This window comes from Prevotella sp. CAG:592 (assembly GCF_000436015.1).
Taxonomy (GTDB): Bacteria; Bacteroidota; Bacteroidia; order Bacteroidales; family Bacteroidaceae; genus Prevotella; species Prevotella pectinovora.
The window spans coordinates 108,280-127,507 of sequence record NZ_FR892623.1; the positions used below are offsets into that span (position 1 = coordinate 108,280).

General features: G+C 47.7%; 12 protein-coding genes and 1 pseudogene. 6 read left to right on the forward strand and 7 right to left on the reverse strand.

The genetic code is table 11. The annotated features are described in order from the left end of the window. Positions 1–111: 111 nt before the first annotated feature. Positions 112–1,491, reverse strand: coding sequence for a tryptophanase (locus QVO99_RS09260; RefSeq protein ID WP_022317330.1), 1,380 nt, complete (start codon positions 1,489–1,491; stop codon positions 112–114). A gap of 356 nt (positions 1,492–1,847) precedes the next feature. Here QVO99_RS09260 and QVO99_RS09265 point away from each other — a divergent pair, with 356 nt between their 5' ends. The 5 genes from QVO99_RS09265 (at position 1,848) to ccsA (ending at position 9,789) form a co-directional block, all read left to right on the forward strand. Further along, complete coding sequence (locus QVO99_RS09265) at positions 1,848–3,194, forward strand: hypothetical protein (RefSeq protein ID WP_022317331.1); 1,347 nt, start codon at positions 1,848–1,850, stop codon at positions 3,192–3,194. 110 nt (positions 3,195–3,304) lie between these two features. Then, positions 3,305–4,465 carry an imelysin family protein gene (locus tag QVO99_RS09270; protein WP_022317332.1) on the forward strand — a complete coding sequence of 387 codons (1,161 nt, stop codon included), beginning with the start codon at positions 3,305–3,307 and terminating at the stop codon, positions 4,463–4,465. Between the two features lie 106 nt (positions 4,466–4,571). Then, complete coding sequence (locus tag QVO99_RS09275; RefSeq protein ID WP_278842211.1) at positions 4,572–6,245, forward strand: di-heme oxidoredictase family protein; 1,674 nt, start codon at positions 4,572–4,574, stop codon at positions 6,243–6,245. Positions 6,246–6,322: 77 nt separating this feature from the next. Then, entirely contained in the window at positions 6,323–7,537 is a 1,215-nt protein-coding gene (locus QVO99_RS09280) for a di-heme oxidoredictase family protein (RefSeq protein ID WP_022317334.1), read from the forward strand. Positions 7,538–7,572: 35 nt separating this feature from the next. Then, positions 7,573–9,789, forward strand: a complete 2,217-nt coding sequence (gene ccsA / locus QVO99_RS09285; protein ID WP_022317335.1) for a cytochrome c biogenesis protein CcsA — start codon at positions 7,573–7,575, stop codon at positions 9,787–9,789. Between the two features lie 154 nt (positions 9,790–9,943). On the opposite strand, the gene greA is transcribed toward ccsA, so the two are convergent. Together greA and QVO99_RS09295 are read right to left on the reverse strand one after the other, a co-directional pair. Continuing rightward, positions 9,944–10,408 (reverse strand): transcription elongation factor GreA, encoded by a 465-nt coding sequence (greA, locus tag QVO99_RS09290; protein ID WP_042519452.1) that lies wholly within the window; start codon positions 10,406–10,408, stop codon positions 9,944–9,946. A gap of 70 nt (positions 10,409–10,478) precedes the next feature. Further along, positions 10,479–13,433 (reverse strand): outer membrane beta-barrel protein, encoded by a 2,955-nt coding sequence (locus QVO99_RS09295; protein WP_044075122.1) that lies wholly within the window; start codon positions 13,431–13,433, stop codon positions 10,479–10,481. 294 nt (positions 13,434–13,727) lie between these two features. Between QVO99_RS09295 and aroB the strand changes: the two genes are divergently transcribed. Then, positions 13,728–14,780: a 3-dehydroquinate synthase gene (gene aroB / locus QVO99_RS09300; RefSeq protein ID WP_288177130.1), complete on the forward strand. Its 1,053-nt coding sequence runs from the start codon at positions 13,728–13,730 to the stop codon at positions 14,778–14,780. 151 nt (positions 14,781–14,931) lie between these two features. Here aroB and QVO99_RS09305 read toward each other — a convergent pair whose 3' ends face one another. From QVO99_RS09305 to QVO99_RS09320, 4 genes and pseudogenes are all read right to left on the reverse strand, one after another. Then, positions 14,932–15,528, reverse strand: coding sequence for a Crp/Fnr family transcriptional regulator (locus QVO99_RS09305; RefSeq protein WP_022317339.1), 597 nt, complete (start codon positions 15,526–15,528; stop codon positions 14,932–14,934). Between the two features lie 81 nt (positions 15,529–15,609). Then, positions 15,610–17,391: a translation elongation factor 4 gene (gene lepA / locus QVO99_RS09310; RefSeq protein WP_022317340.1), complete on the reverse strand. Its 1,782-nt coding sequence runs from the start codon at positions 17,389–17,391 to the stop codon at positions 15,610–15,612. Positions 17,392–17,921: 530 nt separating this feature from the next. Beyond that, positions 17,922–18,860 (reverse strand): ribonuclease Z, encoded by a 939-nt coding sequence (locus QVO99_RS09315; RefSeq protein ID WP_022317342.1) that lies wholly within the window; start codon positions 18,858–18,860, stop codon positions 17,922–17,924. Positions 18,861–18,863: 3 nt separating this feature from the next. After that, positions 18,864–19,228 (reverse strand): annotated as a pseudogene (locus QVO99_RS09320) (hypothetical protein); the annotation flags it as partial.

The following is a 19,228-nucleotide window of genomic DNA, read 5'->3' on the forward strand; positions in this document are numbered from 1 at the left end:
ATGAAACACCCTCTTAAATCTAATTATTAACCACAACCGGACTGTCGACAACAAGATCATTAAAAAGACCGGCTGTGGGAAATGATATTCCCTATTTGGGAAATAAAATCATCAATCAGTTATTCTTTCCAGCTGTACTGTGAAGTGACGCATCAGCGGAGCCTCCCATGTTATACGCACACCATGAGTGATCTGCTCCCTTCTGTCATAGACATTCTTCAGCGCAGCTGCAATTACTGCCATATGGTTGTCTGTATATACTCTGCGAGGAATAGCCAAGCGCAGAAGATCAAGTCCACCAAAACGGTTCTCTCTGGTCACAGGGTCACGGTCAGCAAGCAGATAACCGATCTCACATCCACGGATTCCTGCCTCGAGATAAAGCTCTATGGTAAGAGTTTGTGCCGGGAACTCCTCTTTTGGAACGTGTGTCAACACCTTTGGAGCATCAATGAAAAGAGCATGGCCTCCTGCAGGACGCTGGTAAGGAATATGATATTCGTCGAGCAGAGAAGCGAGATATTCCACTTGATGTATACGGGTCTGGAGGTTGTCGAACTCTGTATTCTCATCGAGACCGATGGCAAGAGCATTCATGTCGCGTCCGTTCATACCTCCATATGTAAGGTAGCCTTCAAACTGAACGCAATATCCCTTTGCACCCTCATACCAATCCTGGCGACGTGTAGCAATAAAACCACCCATATTCACGATACCGTCCTTCTTTGCACTCATAGTCATACCGTCAGCAAGTTCGAACATCTCACGTGTGATTTCCTTTATCGTCTTGTTCTCATAGCCCTTCTCACGTGTCTTGATGAAATATGCATTTTCTGCAAAACGAGCAGAGTCGAAAATGACAGGTTTGCCGAATTTATCTGCAACGGCTCTCACCTCTCTCAGGTTCTGCATTGATACAGGCTGTCCGCCCGCCGTATTGTTGGTGATAGTTACAATGATGAAAGGCACCTTGTCACCATATTTCTCCAACGCCGCCTCGAGTTTTTTAGGATCAACGTTTCCCTTGAAAGGCACTTCGAGCTGAGTGTCTTTAGCATCATCAACGGTACAGTCAAGAGCCACAGCCTTACGTCCCTCAATATGTCCCTTGGTTGTATCAAAATGAGAATTTCCTGGCACTACATCACCTTCCTTTACCAGGTATGAGAACAGCACATTCTCTGCAGCTCTACCCTGGTGTGTAGGTATAACATACTCAAAACCGGTGAGTCTCTGTATTGTCTCTTTCAGCTTGAAGAAAGAAGTGGCTCCAGCATAACTCTCATCGCCAAGCATCACGCCAGCCCACTGACGGTCGCTCATCGCTCCGGTACCAGAGTCGGTAAGCAGGTCAATGTAAACATTCTCAGCTTTCAGCTGGAACACATTGTAATGAGCTTCTTTTATCCACTGTTCGCGTTCTTCGCGAGTACTCCTACGAATAGGTTCTACCATCTTGATTTTCCAAGATTCTGCAAATGGTAAATTCATAATATTTATTTTAAATTGGTTAACCGCCCATATATGGACAGTGATATTAGATTTCGTTGCCAAATTTACGTAATAGTTTTGAACAGACAAAGACCAATATGCCAAAACATTCTCATTTATCAATTTTTTAACAATTCATAATGTCACTAATTTTTCATTGATACCCAATTATTATTATCTACATTGAAAAATAGCACATCTTTTAATGTATAGTAATAAAAATTTCCTAAAATTTGAGTATTGTGACACTTTCAGAATCGCTTTACTTTTGCAAACGTAAAATCGGTTTGCCGTTAAGAGAAACCAAATCGTCCCGGTCGGCATATTAATAGGTATAATTATTTACATCATATAAAATGACAAAGAACATACTCCTTTTAGGACTACTTTCATGCAGTTTCGCAACGAATGCCATTGCGCAAGATGAATGTTGCAAAGAAAAGAAGTCGGACAAAACCGAATGTACAGTACCAAAGACAGAGAAGCCCTCAGCATTGTCACGATTCAGTATCGGTGGATATGGCGAGGCCGTGATGAGCAGGAATTTCTACAGTCAGCATTTCAACCGCTACCGCGACCCTGCCACATACAAGAATGACGACAGCCACGGACGCTTCGACCTGCCACACGTCACTCTCAACCTCGGCTATGACTTCGGCCATGGATGGACCATGGGTACGGAGATAGAGTTTGAGCATGGCGGCACGGAAAATGCCGTAGAGATAGACGCTGACGAGAGTGGCGAATACGAGGCTGAGACTGAGCGCGGCGGCGAGGTTGCCCTGGAGCAGTTTTGGATTAACAAGGCTTTCTGGGGAGGTAAGTTCAACATCAAGGCTGGTGAGATTATCATCCCTGTCGGAGAAATAAACGCCTACCACATGCCTAACGACTTCTTCTCCGTCTACCGTTCTGAAGGCGAGGCAATGATGTTGCCTAACACATGGCACCAGGTCGGCATCTCTCTTTGGGGACGCATCAGCGACTGGCGCTACGAGGCTATCTTCACTTCCGGTCTCGATGCAGAGCGCTTCGGCCACAACTGCTACGTGCATTATGGCGCAACAAGTCCATACGAGTATAAGTTGGGAAATGTATATGCCGGTGCGGCACGTATCGACAACTATTCCATCCCTGGCGTCCGTCTTAGTCTGAGCGGATACTATGGCTATACTTTCAAGAACACGGAGCGCAAGGCAAGTGCCTCTTACGACAAGGTACACGGAGCCTTGGCAATCGGAAGTTTCGGACTGGAGATGAAGCGCTGGAACTGGATAGTACGTGGTAATGCCACATATTCTCATCTTGCTGATGCACAGAAAATGACCACCTTCATGAACGCTTACCCCAAGCACACCCAGCAGGACGGTTCGCCTTCAAAGCACTCTCCTATCGCAAGCAACGCCTACTCTGTAGGTCTTGAGGCTGGCTACAACATATTCTCGCAGATAAGCAGTCTGAGCGACAAGCAGAAGCTTTATCTCTTCGGCCGCTACGAAGACTACAACACCTATGCCGCCGGCAGACAGAAAGTGGCTTACAAATACGACCGTGTCAAGAGAATGGCTGTCGGCGTGAACTACTCTCCTATCAGACAGGTTACAATCAAGGGAGAATACAGCAACCGTTTCCTCAGCCACGGCTACAACAACGAGCCAAGTGTTTCATTGGGAATAACCTACGCTGGATGGTTCCTGAAATAATTTAAAGTTTGGAATGTAATATTAATTCAAGTTTCTGATTTAGACAAGACATTAATTTACCATTACTCACATAAAGAAGAAAACTTAATAATAAACTAAAAATCAAGAAAATGAACAAAATCTTCAAGTATTCAATGATGTTTGCAGCTGCATTGGCTTTCACAATGGGCTTCACAAGCTGTAGCGATGATGACAACGACGAACAGGACGTAACATTCAGCTCCAGCGAGCTGAAGGAAGTCAACGCAGACTATGTTGACAATACGGTTGTTGCAACATACCGCATCCTTGCCGACTATAACAAGCAGCTCGTTGCTGACCTCAACGCTATGTCTGACGATGCCGGTGTTGCAAAGGCTTGCGAGACATGGAAGCAATCACGTAAATGGTGGGAGTTCTCTGAGGCTTTCCTCTTCGGAGCTGCCGGCGACTATGCTATCGACCCTCACACAGACACATGGCCATTCGACCGCACTCAGTTTGACAAATACATGAGTCTCTATAAGAACACAAAACTTGGCGAGGAGGGATTTGAGAACGAAACAAACACCATCAACGAGGCTATCGCTACAGGTCAGAACCTTACAGGTTTCCACGCCGTTGAGTATCTTATCTTCCGCGAGGGTCAGCCACGCCACTTCGCTGACATGACTGCAAACGAGATTTACTTCGCAAAGACAGCAGCACAGGATCTCTACCTCAGCTCCTTGAAGCTTGTTTCAGCATGGGGTGGCAAGGTTTCTGCCGATGAGCAGGCTCTCCTCGACGAAGTTGAATTCGCATCTTCCATCAACTATGGCGAGAACTTCAAGAATGCAGGCAACGCAGGTTCCACCTACTCTACCGTTGTACTTGCATCCAAGGAAATAATCGCCGGTGCTAACGACATCATCGGTGAGGTACGCGACTCTAAGATCGGTGCTCCTGCCACAGGTGAGGACGTCAACTACATCGAGTCTCCTCATGCCCATAACTCTATCCAGGACTTCTACGACAACATCATGTCTGTAAAGCACGCCCTCTATGGCGGTTGCACAGTTGACGGAACAACTCCTGAGGCAAAGTCTCTCATCGGCATCTGTCTGAAGAACGACAAGACCAAGGCTGCCGCACAGAACGTTATGACTAACCTTGAGAATGCTCTCTCAAAGATCAGCAGCATGAAGAAGCCATTCGTTCTCTACTACACAGACCAGAGTGCTAAGGATGCAATGGAAGCTCTCGACGGACTGGAGGAATCGTTGAACGCTCTCGACAAGCTGCTCGACTAATCGTCCACAGGCTAAACATCCAAAAGAACATTAAAAATTTAAATAACCGTTGGTGTCTGCCCCAAAAGCAGCCACCAACATTTTACGTTTAACAACAAGCAACATTATGAAACACATCTATTTAGTTCCTGCGTTGTTATCGGCATTGGCATTAACAGCCTGCACCGATGACGACAATCTCGATGTCCATCTGCCTGAGGCAGAGTATGGCACTCCTAATGAATGGTACTATGCCGGAGGAAAACTCGGTACGACAAGCATTCAGTCTGCATATGCCTATCGTCAGGCTACTCAGGCTGTTGATGATGCTGGTCTCTCATTGAACTTCCAGATTGGTGAGTCCCTCTTCGAGAAAGACTACAACACTTCAAACGACGCTTTCGCCGGACTCGGTCCTGTATATGTGCGCCGCGGCTGCCTCTACTGCCATCCGAACTATGGTCACGGCAAGCGTCAGACTGCCTACCGCGCTGACCAGGACGGCAACGGCTACCTGCTAGTAGTCTACGACAAGAAGACCAACGCCTACATCTATTCCGTAGCCGGAATGCCGCAGACAAAGGCCGTGAAGCCGTTCAAGCCACAGATTGACGAGAGCAAGATCAACATTGAATGGAAGAACTACACCGACGAATGGGGCAACAAGTTCCCTGACGGCGAGACCTACTCGCTTATCTATCCTGAAGTTACCATCCCAGCCGACGCCTACTACTCTCCTGTTACAGTGAAGCGCGACGGAAAGTATGTGGTTATCCCTGCCGACCAGGTGGCAAGTGAAATCGGTGTCCGTTTGGAATCTACTATCGGCATCTATGGCACCGGACTTACCGACGCCATCCCTGACGACTCTATCACAGCAGAATGGAAGCGACAGAGCGAATACTTCAACTCTGTAGGCAAGACCAACGCCCTGAACCCTGCATACTGGAGCCAGGCTGACAACAAGTGGGTCAGCTACTACGTGAACAATGCCGGCGACAAGAAGCAGTATGTCCGTCGCTACACCTATGCAATGAGTCGCGGACCAATCCTCGACGCAGCCGGAGCAAACGCCATCTGGAACATCACAAACGTGACACGACCAGACCGCCGCTACCACTACTTGAGCCTCGACGGTACAATTTATGCCAAGAGTTCTATGGAAGACCCTGATGTTCAGGCTGGCTTCCCTGAATACATCAAGCAGATTGACCCGAACAACGCCCACCCTACGTGGCACACAGCCGACGTGAAGCAGAACATCTACAACTACCTGATGGCTAAGGACCTCGACCCTGAGATGTCAAGCTCTCAGTACAAGAACTTCATGATATGGCATCGCGGACTTGCCGTTCCTGCTGCGCGCAACACCACAACAAACCGTTTCAAGCAGGGAATGAAACTATTCAAGGAGATAGGATGCGCCAACTGCCACCGTCCATCATGGACCACCGGCGACGACAATATCCAGGACCCTAACGGCATCTTCAAGAACAACGACATGCCGCGCTATCCTCACCAGAAAATATGGCCATACACCGACTTCGTGCAGCACCGTCTCTTCATGGAGAACGACATCCGCACTGGCTGGTGCCGCACCACTCCTCTCTGGGGTCGCGGACTGTCTAAACTCTGTACTGGAGCTGAAGACCGTCTGCACGACTGCCGCGCACGAAACACAATGGAAGCTATCATGTGGCACGGCAACGCCAAGAGCGACGCCCGCTACGCCATCGAGAAGTTCCGCAACCTGAAGAAGGCTGACCGCGACAACATCATATTCTTCATAGAATCAATCTAATGTAATTTATTTGCCACACACTGCCTGCACTTATGTTCATTCATAGGTAGTGTGTGGCATTTTCAAGATATATTCTGATGATTACCGACGAGAACGACATCGTGGTGCAGTCGTTCGGCTGGGTTGCCATGGGACAAGCCACAGCTCCATTCAAGCCGCAGTTTGACGAGAAGAAGGTAGACATTGCATGGAACGAATACACCGACCAATGGGGCAACCAGTTCCCCGACGGCGAGAAATACTCACTTATATACCCCGAAGTAACGCTAAAGCACGGATGCATATACGGCAAGCTGATAGACAAATGGGGCAACGAGGTACCGCTCTCCAAGGCTAAGGTGCGCTTAGAGTCGTCTATCGGATTTATCGGCAGCGGACTGATTGACGCCATTCCCGACGAGGACATCCTTGACCAATATCGCAGCGAAGGAAAACACGCCACGCTCAATCCACAGTTCTGGGACAATACGGCAAAGGATTTCGTGAAAAATACCGACGGCACACTTGCTGTAGAAAACGGTGGAATAGTATACAAATTTGACTATGCCCTCGACCGTGCATCAGTAATGTCCGACGCTTCGTTCTGGGAGGTGCAAAACGTAACGAGAGACGACTTCCGCTCTCACTACATCCCCAAGGAATATTGGCAGTTTGCTGCTGCCGACCCCGACGTAACAAGCAAGTTCTATCAGTATTACCCACAATGGAACAAGACCGGCGACCCGGCAAAAGACATAATAGCCTTTGGCAACGCCACCGACCTGCCCGTAGAAATGAAGGAGTCTGACTATGTAAACTATATGGTGTGGCACCGCGGAGTGGGCATCCCGGCAGCACGAAACACTCTCACCGCCGACTTCAAAAAGGGCAAGGAACTCTTCACCCAGATAGGCTGCGCAAGCTGCCACCGACCAAGCTGGACCACAGGAGAAGACAAGATTCGCGACCCCTACGGACGTTTCTCTGCCGAAGACACACGCATGGTGCGCTACCCAAAACAGAAAATATGGCCCTACTCCGACTTCGTGCAACACCGTCTCTTCATGAAGAACGACCTGCGCACAGGATGGTGCAAAACGGCACCGCTGTGGGGACGAGGATTGCAGAGCCTGTGTGCCGGACATTCTGACCGCCAGCACGACTGCCGCGCCCGAAACACTCTCGAGGCCATCATGTGGCACGGATGCATTGGCGAGGGCGGACAGAGCGATGCTCTCTGGGCTGTAAAGAACTTCCGCAACTTGACGAAAGAGCAGCGTCAGCTCGTAATAAAATTTGTTGATTCTATTTAATCTGGAATAAAACAATATTCTTTTTTTAAATATAAATGAGAAATCTGAAATTTTCTATCATCATCATTGCAGTGGTAATCATAATAGTGCTTGCCGCTGCAACTATCGTTGAGAGTGTTAATGGTACGCAGTTTGCCCATCAGAACATCTACGGTTCTGTGTGGTTTCTTGCACTCTGGACTGTGTTTACAGTCGTTGCCACGGCTTACATCCTTAAAAGAAAACTATACAGGCGGATAAATGTGTTCCTTATCCATGCCTCCTTCCTCGTAATCCTCCTCGGCGCCCTCCTCTCGTGGACCACTGCCCAGAGCGGCACCATACACCTCCGTCTCGGCGAGGCAACAAACGTAATGAATACCGCCGAGGGAAAGTCTGTAGACCTTGGCTTCAAGGTGGCTCTGAAAACGTTCCGCATGGACTGCTACCCCGGCACGGACGCTGCTATGGACTACGTTACGGAGATTACGACAAGCGATGAACTACTAGAAATCTCAATGAACAAGATCGGCTACTACCACGGCTTCCGCTTCATGCAGTCGGGCTACGACAGCGATATGCAGGGTTCTATCCTCGGTGTCTACCACGACCCATGGGGCATCGCCGTCACATATCTGGGCTACGCCATGCTCCTCATCTCGCTCATTGCCATACTCTTGGGCAAAGGCACGAGAATGCGGCAGCTCTACAGAAAAGCCACTGCCGGCAATGCCCTCAAGGTGGCAGCCGTGGCTGTCGTCATGGCTCTCTCGCCCCTTTTCTCCCTAAACTCACAGGCGCAGGAGAGGATAAACATCAACAGCCATGTGGCTGATGGATTCGGAAGAGTCTGCGTGCTCTACAACAGCCGCATCACGCCGATAAACACAGTTGCCGTGGACTTCGTCACCAAACTCTGCGGAAAGCCCTCGTGGGACGGACTCTCCGCTACGGAGGTGTTCTGCGGATGGGTGTTCGACGTACCCTACTGGGAAACGGTAAAGATGATAGAAATCAAGGACAAAAAAGCGCAGGAGTTGCTCGGACTGAACGACAAATGGGCTTCGTTCAATGATTTCTGGGATGAATACAACGAATACAAGCTGGAGAAACCACTGAAGGAGGCAATGAGGAAAGGCGACACGAAGATGCAGAAAAGTTTGCGCGATGCCGATGAGAAGTTCAATATCGTTCGCATGCTCTACGGCGGCGAGATGCTGAAGCTTTTCCCCTACCGCCAGGCTGACGGCAAATACAAATGGTTTGCACCCGGACAGTCCCTGGGCAACATAAATCTGGACGAGAAGGAACTCACCTTTGTTCGCAAATCGATGGACTATCTTGCCGAGAGCATCATAACGGGCGATAACTCTCGTGCAAGCGAGATAGTGAAGAAGATTTACAGTTATCAGCACGTGAAGGCAAAAGACGTGATTCCCTCTAAATTCTTGATTTACGCCGAAGTGTTCTATAACAGATTGAACACCCTTCGCCTGCCCACGATGCTCTATCTCTCCCTCTCGCTGCTGCTCAGCGTGGCGTCTACCATAGCGTTGAATCAGAAGAAAAGAAAGATTGCCTCGAAGGTAACCCTATGGCTCACCGTCATAATGTTTCTCCACACCTCACTGCTGCTCCTGCTGCGCTGGATGGTTTCTGGCCATCTGCCGATGTCAAACGGCTTCGAGACGATGCAGTTTATGGCTTGGGCAACGCTCCTGCTCACACTATTCATGGGCAAGCGTTTCATGCCAGTGAAGAACTTCGGTCCGCTACTCTCGTCGTTCGCCCTGCTCGTGGCAATGATAACCGACGGCAATCCGCAAATCACACAACTCATGCCTGTGCTACAATCGCCCCTGCTCTCCGTCCACGTGATGGTTATAATGTTCTCCTATGCCCTCTTCGGTCTTATGGCACTCATTGCCGCCGAAGGCATCTGGGCCCACCGCCGCGGCGACCTTGCCAAGGAGGATCAGCTTGCCGCCACATCCGGTTTCCTCCTCTACCCCGCCGTCAGTCTCCTTGCCGTGGGCATCTTCATAGGAGCCGTATGGGCAAACGTCAGTTGGGGCCGCTACTGGAGCTGGGACTCCAAAGAGACATGGGCTCTCATAACGATGCTCATCTACTCAGCTCCTCTCCACAGCGACTTGAAATGGCTGCATAAACCTCTCCACATCCATATCTATATGCTGTTGGCTTTCCTCTGCGTACTGATGACGTACTTTGGGGTAAATTATTTCCTTGCCGGACTACACTCATACGCTTAGTTTTTCCTTTTGTTCCCTTATGTTGCAATAACTTTTAGGGATGACAATGTAAACCTAACGATTTTGTCACAAATATATGAACAATGCGATTATCCTCGTCTTTTGTCAGACTGGGACAACCGCATTGTTTTTTTGATACGATATAAAACTAATGTTATAGTTTCACACTCTCTATTCTCAACCTTATCATTCCTGCAGGCACTCTCACCTCCACTTCTTCACCTGCCTTTTTGTTGAGCATAGCCTGTGCAATTGGAGATTTTATGGATATCTTGCCTGTCTTCATGTCGGCTTCGTGTGGACTGACAATGGTGTATTTCATCGTGTGCGAGTTGGCAAGATTAGTGATTTCCACTTCGCTGAGCAGCCCCACACAGTCGCTCTTCAGCAACGCTTTGTCTATCACCCTCGCATTCTCCAGCACCCGCTGCAGGAAACGGATTCTGCCCAACACCCTTCCCTGCTCTCGCTTTGCGGCATGATATTCAAAATTCTCACTCAAGTCGCCCTTGTCGCGGGCTTCAGAAATGGCATCTCTCACTCTAGGAAGTTCTACACGTTCGAGATGCTGCAACTCAGAGGCTATTTTGTCAAAGCCTTCCTGTGACATATATTCCATATTGTATTATCTTTGTTTCTGTTCGTCAATTTTAATGTCCAATAAATTCATTACTACTGATTGTATACAATCAGAACATATGAGGTGGTCTTCCTCCTCCGAAACCTCCATATGGGGGCATTCCTGGCCGTCCGCCAAATCCGCCACGAGGTATGTCGGATGGGTGCTTAGGCCTTCCATCCTTGTTGAAGGCATCTCTGCCTCCGAAGAGGTTGAAGCGGTATACAACGTGTATCATGGCGTAGCTACTGATATTGTTGTAGTAAGTGTCGCTACGTTGCATGGCGTTCACCGTTCTTGAGAAGTTGCTCATGTTCTGCAGAATGTCGTAGAATTGTATTGACACGCTCAGTGCATTACCCTTCAGGAAGCTTTGGCTTACCTGTGCGTTCCACACCAGTTCATTGGTATTTGCTCCGGCATCGTATCCTCTTCTGGAGTTCTCGTGCAGGTCTGTAGTGATGCTCATGTTCCAGGGCAGATAGACATTGAGGTTTGCTCCATACGAGAACTGCCATGTGTCAAGATTGCTGCCCTGCTGCAACAGGTTGCGGGTGCGCATATAGTTGAGCGAACCATCGAGGCTTACGTCGAGCCAGTCTTTTCTGTAGCCGAAAGAAAGTTTCTCTGACAGACTTGTGGTCCTCGTGGTGTTCTTCTGCGTGACATGTGTGTCTTGACTATAGAGATAACCCACATAGTTGTTGTAGTTGAACGTAGTAAACGTGTTCACGTTCCACACTCCCACAGTATCTATCGAAGTGTTGAGCATCAGGGCAGCCATTGTGTTCCAGTTGCCGTTGATGTTCTCCGGCCGCGTTGTCCTTCCACCTGTTGTTTCGTCGTATGTCACGGCATTGCTCACGGCATTTCTCGTATTGCTCCAGTTCACGAATGTCATCACCGCAGTCTGATGACCAGGTATGTAGGTGTTGTAGAAGAGTCTGAAGTTGTTGGTGAACGAAGGTTTCAGACCTGGATTACCCTTTTTAATGTTCAGTGGGTCACTGTCATCTGTTATGTCGAGCAGGTCTGCCATCTCCGGCTGCGCCGTGGTGCCTCGATAATTTATCTTGAGGGTGCTAGTCTTTGAGAACTTATATTTGAACTCGAAAGTAGGCGACACGTTGACCACATTTCTCACAGTGTCGGTGCTCACGCCTCTATACTCCTGAATGAACTTTGATGTCTGTGGTTGCACCATTACACCGGCATTGAGGTTGTATTTCTTTTTCATCACCTTCACGCCCAACTGCATTTCGTGTATGTAATTCTTGTATTCAGAATAACGACTCTGCTCCTTGTCGTAATAGTCACCTAGATTTCCGCTCAGGAGCGATAGATAGTCTGTCCAGTTGCGATATGACGACATAACGTTGCCGAAAAAGTCTTGGTCCACTCTACTGAAATCGTATGTCGTTCTGTCGCTCTTTCTGAAATTGTATGTGAACTTATAGCTGAGCTGTAAAAATACTCCTCGCCATAGCGGTTCGCTGTAAGTGAACTGCAGCTCCGTCTGCAAGTTCTTGGTCGGAGTGACGTTATACCTGTTAGTCTGGTATGTGGAGTCTGCTCCATAAATGTCTTTTATCTGATACAGATGAACATTCGACAATGATAGATTGTTGCTCTTGCCATCGGCATAACTCATGTCACCTCTAAGTGTGATGTTGCGTCCTTTGGTGCCGAGTTTTCTGTTGAGCTGAAGCATTGCCCCCGCCTTTTTCGACTCTGTGTATGAGACGCTGCGGTTCTGTCTGCTGTTCACTATTACTCCATGCTCAGCCATACTGTCGAGCGATGCCAGCGGATCGTCTCCATACGAATATGGGTTGTCCTGAAATGTTGCCGAAACTCCATTGGTCTGTGCGTCATTAGTGGAATATGAGAATGTTGGTCTGAACATGATGTTAGTCATGGAGTCTGGTGTCCATTCCATCTTGACTCTCGCATCATAACCATTGACACGCGTGAGGTTTGCAGTATTGCTGTTTGAGAACGCACCACTCTTGTTCACGAAGTTCTCCACCGCCTGTGTCTGCTGCAGGTCTCCGTTTGAGTGATTCCATCTGCCACCGGCATCGAGTTTCAGTTTGCCTTTATCCTCATAATTCATGTTGAAAGCAACCATTTTCTTGGAGTTTAACCCTTGCATCGGTGCTCTCCATCTGCCTCCACCTCCCGGGAATCCGGCATCATTTACATTGTTGGCGTTGCCGAATCCCATTATACGTACCTTCTCCTGGAATCCAGCCCCCATCAGTCTCTCGGCATACCTGCCGTGGTTGCCAATAGATAGATCTGCATTACCAAACACTCCCTTGTTCATGCCTTTCTTTATTCCAAAGTCAAGCACAGTCTCTTCCTCTCCGTCATCGATGCCTGTCACTTTGGCGAGATCGCTCTTCTCTTCATATGCCTTTACTTTTTCGATAATAGACGTTGGTATGTTTTTCATGGCGGTCTTGGTATCTCCACTCATGAACTCCTTTCCGTCGAAAAGGATCTTCTTCACTTCCTTTCCGTTTATGGTGATTTTTCCATCGTCATCGACCTGTGCGCCAGGGAGTTTTCTCACAAGCTCTTCCACTACAGAGCCTTCAGGTGTGCGATATGCCGAAGCGTTATACACGAAGGTGTCTTCCTTAAGCGTCACCTTGGCTGCCTGTCCGAGGATTGTGGCTCCTTTCAGCATCACAGCGTCAGCTCCAAAACTGATTTTCCCCATGTCGACTTCTGGTTGGGTCTGACTGACAGCAAAAGATTTGCTTATAGTATTGTAGCCCACACTCGAGAAGCGCAGTATGTATTTGCCGGGACCTTCAATGGAAAGGCTGAAATTGCCGGCGTCATCAGTGAGAACTCCTTTTACGAATGTGCTGTCGCTCTTCAGTAACTGTACTGTAGCCATCAGCACTCCTTCCTTAGTGTCACGGTCTACAAGAGTACCCGCCACTTTCATCTCCTGTGCCATAACCATCGTTACGCTAAGAATGGCAAGGAGTAACATCTTGAATCTTTTCATATTTAATATTGTATATTACTTATTAATGAAGAACTCTGTGTAACTGATATACAACACTTCATTCATATGCGGCATAGGGCCAAACAAATGTCATGTGTTGACTCAAATTTAGTTATAGACGCACAAAGCAAGCAAATGTTTAACCCAAAGCTTGGCAATTAACAAAGATTTTTTCATTTTCTCGACAGATTTTCATATTTTTGCAATTATTTACTGAACTTTCAGTGCAATGAGTGCCACCATATTCCAACGGCACGTACAAACATACATATTCTCAATACGGCAATAAAAGAAATCACAATGCAACAGGTCATTATAACCCACAAAATTGCTGATGAATTGACAAAGGCTCTTGTTTCAGGAAACTACGACAAGGTGTTCACATTTACCGACAAAAACACCCGCCTCCATTGTCTGCCAATCATCAACAGCTGCGAAGCAACACGCAACGCCTACCACATCACAATAGATGCCTCTGACACGAACAAGACTCTCGAATCAGCCGTACACGTGTGGAGGGAACTTAGCGACAACGGCTGCACACGACATTCGTGTATGGTGAATGTTGGCGGAGGCATGATAACCGATCTGGGAGGCTTTGCTGCGTCATGTTTCAAGAGGGGCATCGACTTCATCAATGTCCCCACCACCCTGCTGGCAATGGTTGACGCTTCTGTAGGAGGAAAGACAGGAATAAACTTCAACGGACTGAAAAACGAGATTGGCGTGTTCAAGGATGCGAATACTGTTTTCATTGATACGATATTTCTTAAGACTCTCGACCATCAGAACATTCTGTCGGGATATGCCGAAATGCTGAAACACAGCTTGATAAGCGACGACAAAATCTGGGCGAGACACTTGCTTTTCGATTTTGACAAACTCGACCTGAATGAACTCTCGTTGATGATAGCCGACAGTATAGAACTGAAAAGGCGCATAGTAACTGAAGACCCTCACGAAAATGGCATCCGCAAGGCATTGAATCTGGGGCACACCATTGGTCACGCCTTGGAATCATTGGCTATGCAGAAAGGCAAGACTCTACTGCATGGTTATGCCATAGCTTATGGACTTGTGGGAGAATTATTTCTTAGCTGCGCTCTGCTGAACTTCCCTACGACGAAGATGAGACAGACGACAAGGTTTGTACTCGATAACTACGGACGCCCCGAATTCTCATGCAAAGACTACGACAAACTATTCTCGCTGATGCTCCACGACAAGAAGAACACAGGCGACATGATAAACTTCACGCTACTCTCCGATGTGGGTGAAGTGAGGATAAACCAAACGGCTTCTAAAGAACTTGTCTTCGAAGCTCTAGACTTTCTGAGGGAGAGCTGATACCTTTTAACGGTCCCAATCGGTCATCAGGCCGTTCAATGTAGTATTTTAATACTTGGTCGTAGGCTTTTCCCATAACTAAATAATGCGGATACCAACCTGACACCAGGCTTAGCATCCGCATTCACACTATTCTTTAAAATCACAATTATCATTCCATCGCCACAGCAGAGCGCACACGACTCAACGTTTCCGGCGTCATCTGCAAATAGCTTGCCACATATACAAGCGGTGCTTTCATTATGACCTTAGGATTAAGTTTGCAAAGTTTCAGATATCTGTCCTTCGCACTCTCAAAGCGCAACAGGTCTGCTCTGCGCTGCGATATTATGAGACTCTCCTCCAGAATCTTCCTGTAGAGAATCTGTATGTTCACGTTATGAAGCGCCACCTCCTCGAGCCTTTTCTTGGGCAGTGCATATACGAGAGTAGGCTCCAGGGCCTCGATGACAAGTTTTGACGGTTCCTCTCTGAAAAGGCTTTCGATACTCATAACTATAGTGCCATCGGCAGCAAGATATTCAGTCACGCTCTTGTTGTTCTTGAAATAAAATTCGCGAACCATGCCACGCTCCACATAATAGATGGCGTCACTCACATCTCCAGATTCCACCACCTTTTCGCCACGTGCAAACTTCATGGGCACGAGAATACTCTCCAAAATGTCAAGCTCATCGTGTGCCATTGTGCTGTATCTTCTTGCCAGTTCCCTGGCAATGTCTCTCTTTGTCAAGGTTGGTTCTTTCATGATGACTTCCCCTCCTGTTAATTTTGTTTATATACTTATTTCATTGCAGGTTTTCCACATCCAGTCCAGGAATCCATGGCGTCAGTCGAGTTTCAGTACTGCCAGGAATGCCTTTTGAGGCACTTCCACATTGCCGATCTGCTTCATGCGCTTCTTTCCCTTTTTCTGTTTCTCGAGCAGTTTGCGTTTACGGCTCACGTCTCCACCATAGCATTTTGCCGTTACGTCCTTACGCACGCACTTGATTGTCTCGCGCGCCACGATCTTTGCTCCTATGGCAGCCTGTATAGCAATATCAAACTGCTGCCGAGGTATCAGTTCCTTGAGTTTCTCGCATATCCTTCTGCCGAAAGCCACTGCGTTGTCCTGATGGGTGAGAGTCGACAATGCATCCACCGGTTCTCCGTTGAGCAGGATATCGAGCTTAGCAAGCTTAGACAGGCGGTAACAATCCACATGGTAGTCGAACGAGGCATAGCCTTTAGAGATGCTCTTCAGCTTGTCGTAGAAATCAATTACAATCTCTCCCAATGGCAACATGAAGTGAAGGTCCACACGATTTCCACTGATATACTCCTGCTTGAGCAATTCGCCTCGCTTGTCGAGACAGAGTTTCATTATAGGACCGATATAGTTGGTATCGGTGATTATCGACGCCTTGATATAAGGCTCCTCAATGTGGTCTATCATCGTGGCATCGGGCAGTCCCGATGGATTATGCACTTCTTTTGATTCACCGTGCTTGTCGTATACCATATATGAAACGTTTGGCACGGTAGTAATCACGTCCATATTGAATTCTCTATCAAGCCGCTCCTGAACAATCTCCATATGAAGCAGTCCGAGGAACCCACATCTGAATCCGAATCCGAGGGCCACCGACGATTCTGGTTGGAAGGTCAATGAGGCATCGTTGAGCTGCAGTTTCTCAAGCGACGTGCGCAGGTTCTCATACTCTGAGGGGTCGATAGGATAAACACCGGCAAACACCATCGGCTTCACTTCCTGGAATCCATCTATGGCCTTGGCGCACGGACGCGCCACATGGGTTATGGTATCACCGACCTTCACCTCTGTCGGGTCTTTTATACCGCTTATTATATATCCCACCTCTCCTGTAGAGAGTTGCTTGCGTGGAATCATATCCATCTTGAGCACTCCTACCTCGTCGGCTGTATATTCCATTCCTGTGTTATAGAACTTCACTTTGTCGCCTTTGCTGATCTTTCCATTCTCTATCTTGAAGTATGCAATAATGCCACGGAAAGGATTGAATACAGAGTCGAAGATGAGTGCCTGCAGGGGCTTCTCCGGCTCTCCTGTGGGATGTGGAACGCGCTCTATTACAGCCTTCAGTACATCCTCCACTCCCTCTCCGGTTTTTCCGGAAGCTCTGAGAATGTCTTTCCTGTCGCATCCGATAAGTTCAATTATCTCGTCTTCCACCTCTTCCGGCATAGCCGAAGGCATGTCAATCTTATTGATTACCGGGATTATCTCGAGGTCGTGATCGATAGCCATATACAAGTTACTGATAGTCTGCGCCTGAACTCCCTGTGTGGCATCTACCACGAGTAGCGCCCCCTCGCATGCCGCAATGCTTCGCGACACCTCATAAGAAAAGTCTACGTGTCCCGGAGTGTCAATGAGATTCAGTATATAGTCCTTACCTTCGTGGTTATATTCCATCTGAATGGCATGGCTCTTGATGGTGATGCCTCGCTCCTTCTCAAGATCCATATTGTCGAGCATCTGTCCCTCAACGATCTTGATGGTATTGGTATATTCCAAAAGCCTGTCGGCAAGTGTAGACTTGCCGTGGTCGATGTGTGCTATGATGCAAAAGTTTCTTATATTCTCCATTAGGGTTTTGTAGTTACAATATATATCAATGTAGTGACGGAAAGCCGTACGGCATGTGCGTCCACAATATTTCTATTTGCAAATATACATTTTTTTTCCGACTGTCACAATGAATAATCAAGAAACTTTATTTTTATGATTAAAGTTTGGCATGTTGGAAACTTTCCGAACGGAAAAGAAGTAAAAAGACACAGGAAGGCGAAAGGAATAATCAACTACGACAACTATGCCACTGCTCCCCAATATGCCCAAACGAGTATTTTTAATATACACATATAACTATCAAAATAACAACACGTTTATATAAACAGACAAGAAGAGACTAGGAGTTCAGTTGGCAAAGTGTCGCAGTTCAGGAAACATCTTTTACAAGACATTAAACATCCCATAAATGTCTGGGCAAGGAAAACAAAGTACCTGTCAGAATACAAGAAACAACCGTTTCAGCAGGCAACAACCAATGGTTTACTAGCTGAAAACGGTTGAAAACAATTCATTAAACAGCGTCATTCCGCGTACTTGCCAATATGTCACTCCTCTACTTTACACCTATTTGCCACATCGACAACATCCATTTCATTGGTCAGGACCACCGAGGGGAAAACACGGCACGCCTCATCAAGAAGACAGGTCTCATCGGCATATTTAGAAGAATAATGGCCAAGAAGAAGGAGTCCTGCACAGGAATCGGATGCCACACGGGCAGCCTCTGAGGCAGTGGAATGATAATACTTGCGGGCATTGGCAGCATCTTTATCTCCATAAGTAGACTCATGATAAATCACGTCAACACCGTATACCAATTTGTGAAGGTCTGGCATATAGCGCGTGTCTGAACAAAATGCATACGAGAGAGGCTTGTCTGCCGGTAGGACAAGACGGGAGTTCGGAATTGTCTCGCCATCAGCGGTCGTCCAATCTTGCCCCTGTTTGATATTATTGAACTGGCTACGCGGAATCTCATAGAAATCTAGCATTTCCCTGTTGAGGTGTGGCTGCAGCGGTTTCTCCTTAAACAAGAATCCGCAACAGGGCACACGATGAGACAGAGGAACAGTGGTCACCGTAAGACTCTTATCCTCATATACGACTTCACTCCTTGTGGTTTCCAACGGATGGAACACCAATTCATACTCGAAAGTCTGGCAGAACATACGTCTCTGCAGATCGAACAGCTCCGTCATCTCCTTCGGTGCATAGATATGCAATGGAGCCGTGCGCCCCAGCAATCCGAAAGTAGAGACAAGCCCCATCAGTCCAAAACAATGGTCACCATGCAGATGCGAGATGAACACGGCGTTTACCTTGCCGAAATGGACACGGCTCTTGCGCAGCTGCAGCTGGGTGCCCTCACCACAGTCCACCATGAAAAACTTGTCGTGCACCTCAACAAGCTGTGCCGTGGTATTATGCTTTAAATTTGGCAGTGCGCTGCCACAGCCAAGTATATGAACACGAAATCTTGCCATATGCTAATGTTGCTTTACATCTCTCTTATATGCATATATTCCCTTCTGGTTTTCAAGCAGCAGAGAATCCGGGCCGAGACCATATACGCTGAAAGTGTCGGAGCTCAATACCAGTCTGCCATTGTTTATCTTCCACTCCACGTACGGGTTAGGCTCACTGTCGTCGCCTGTCACCACTCCACCTTCTTCTATCACGAAATGACGGTCTATGCTCGTCCATTTACCCATTAAGGATGTTATGTTGAGAACCGATTTGGCAAATAGCTCCCCATCGGCTGTCTTACAAGAAATCACAGCCAAATGGTCGCCGGCAAGCAATCCTCCCTGCACATTGCTGCAGGTGTCTGCACCCTCCAGCAGAAGGGAAA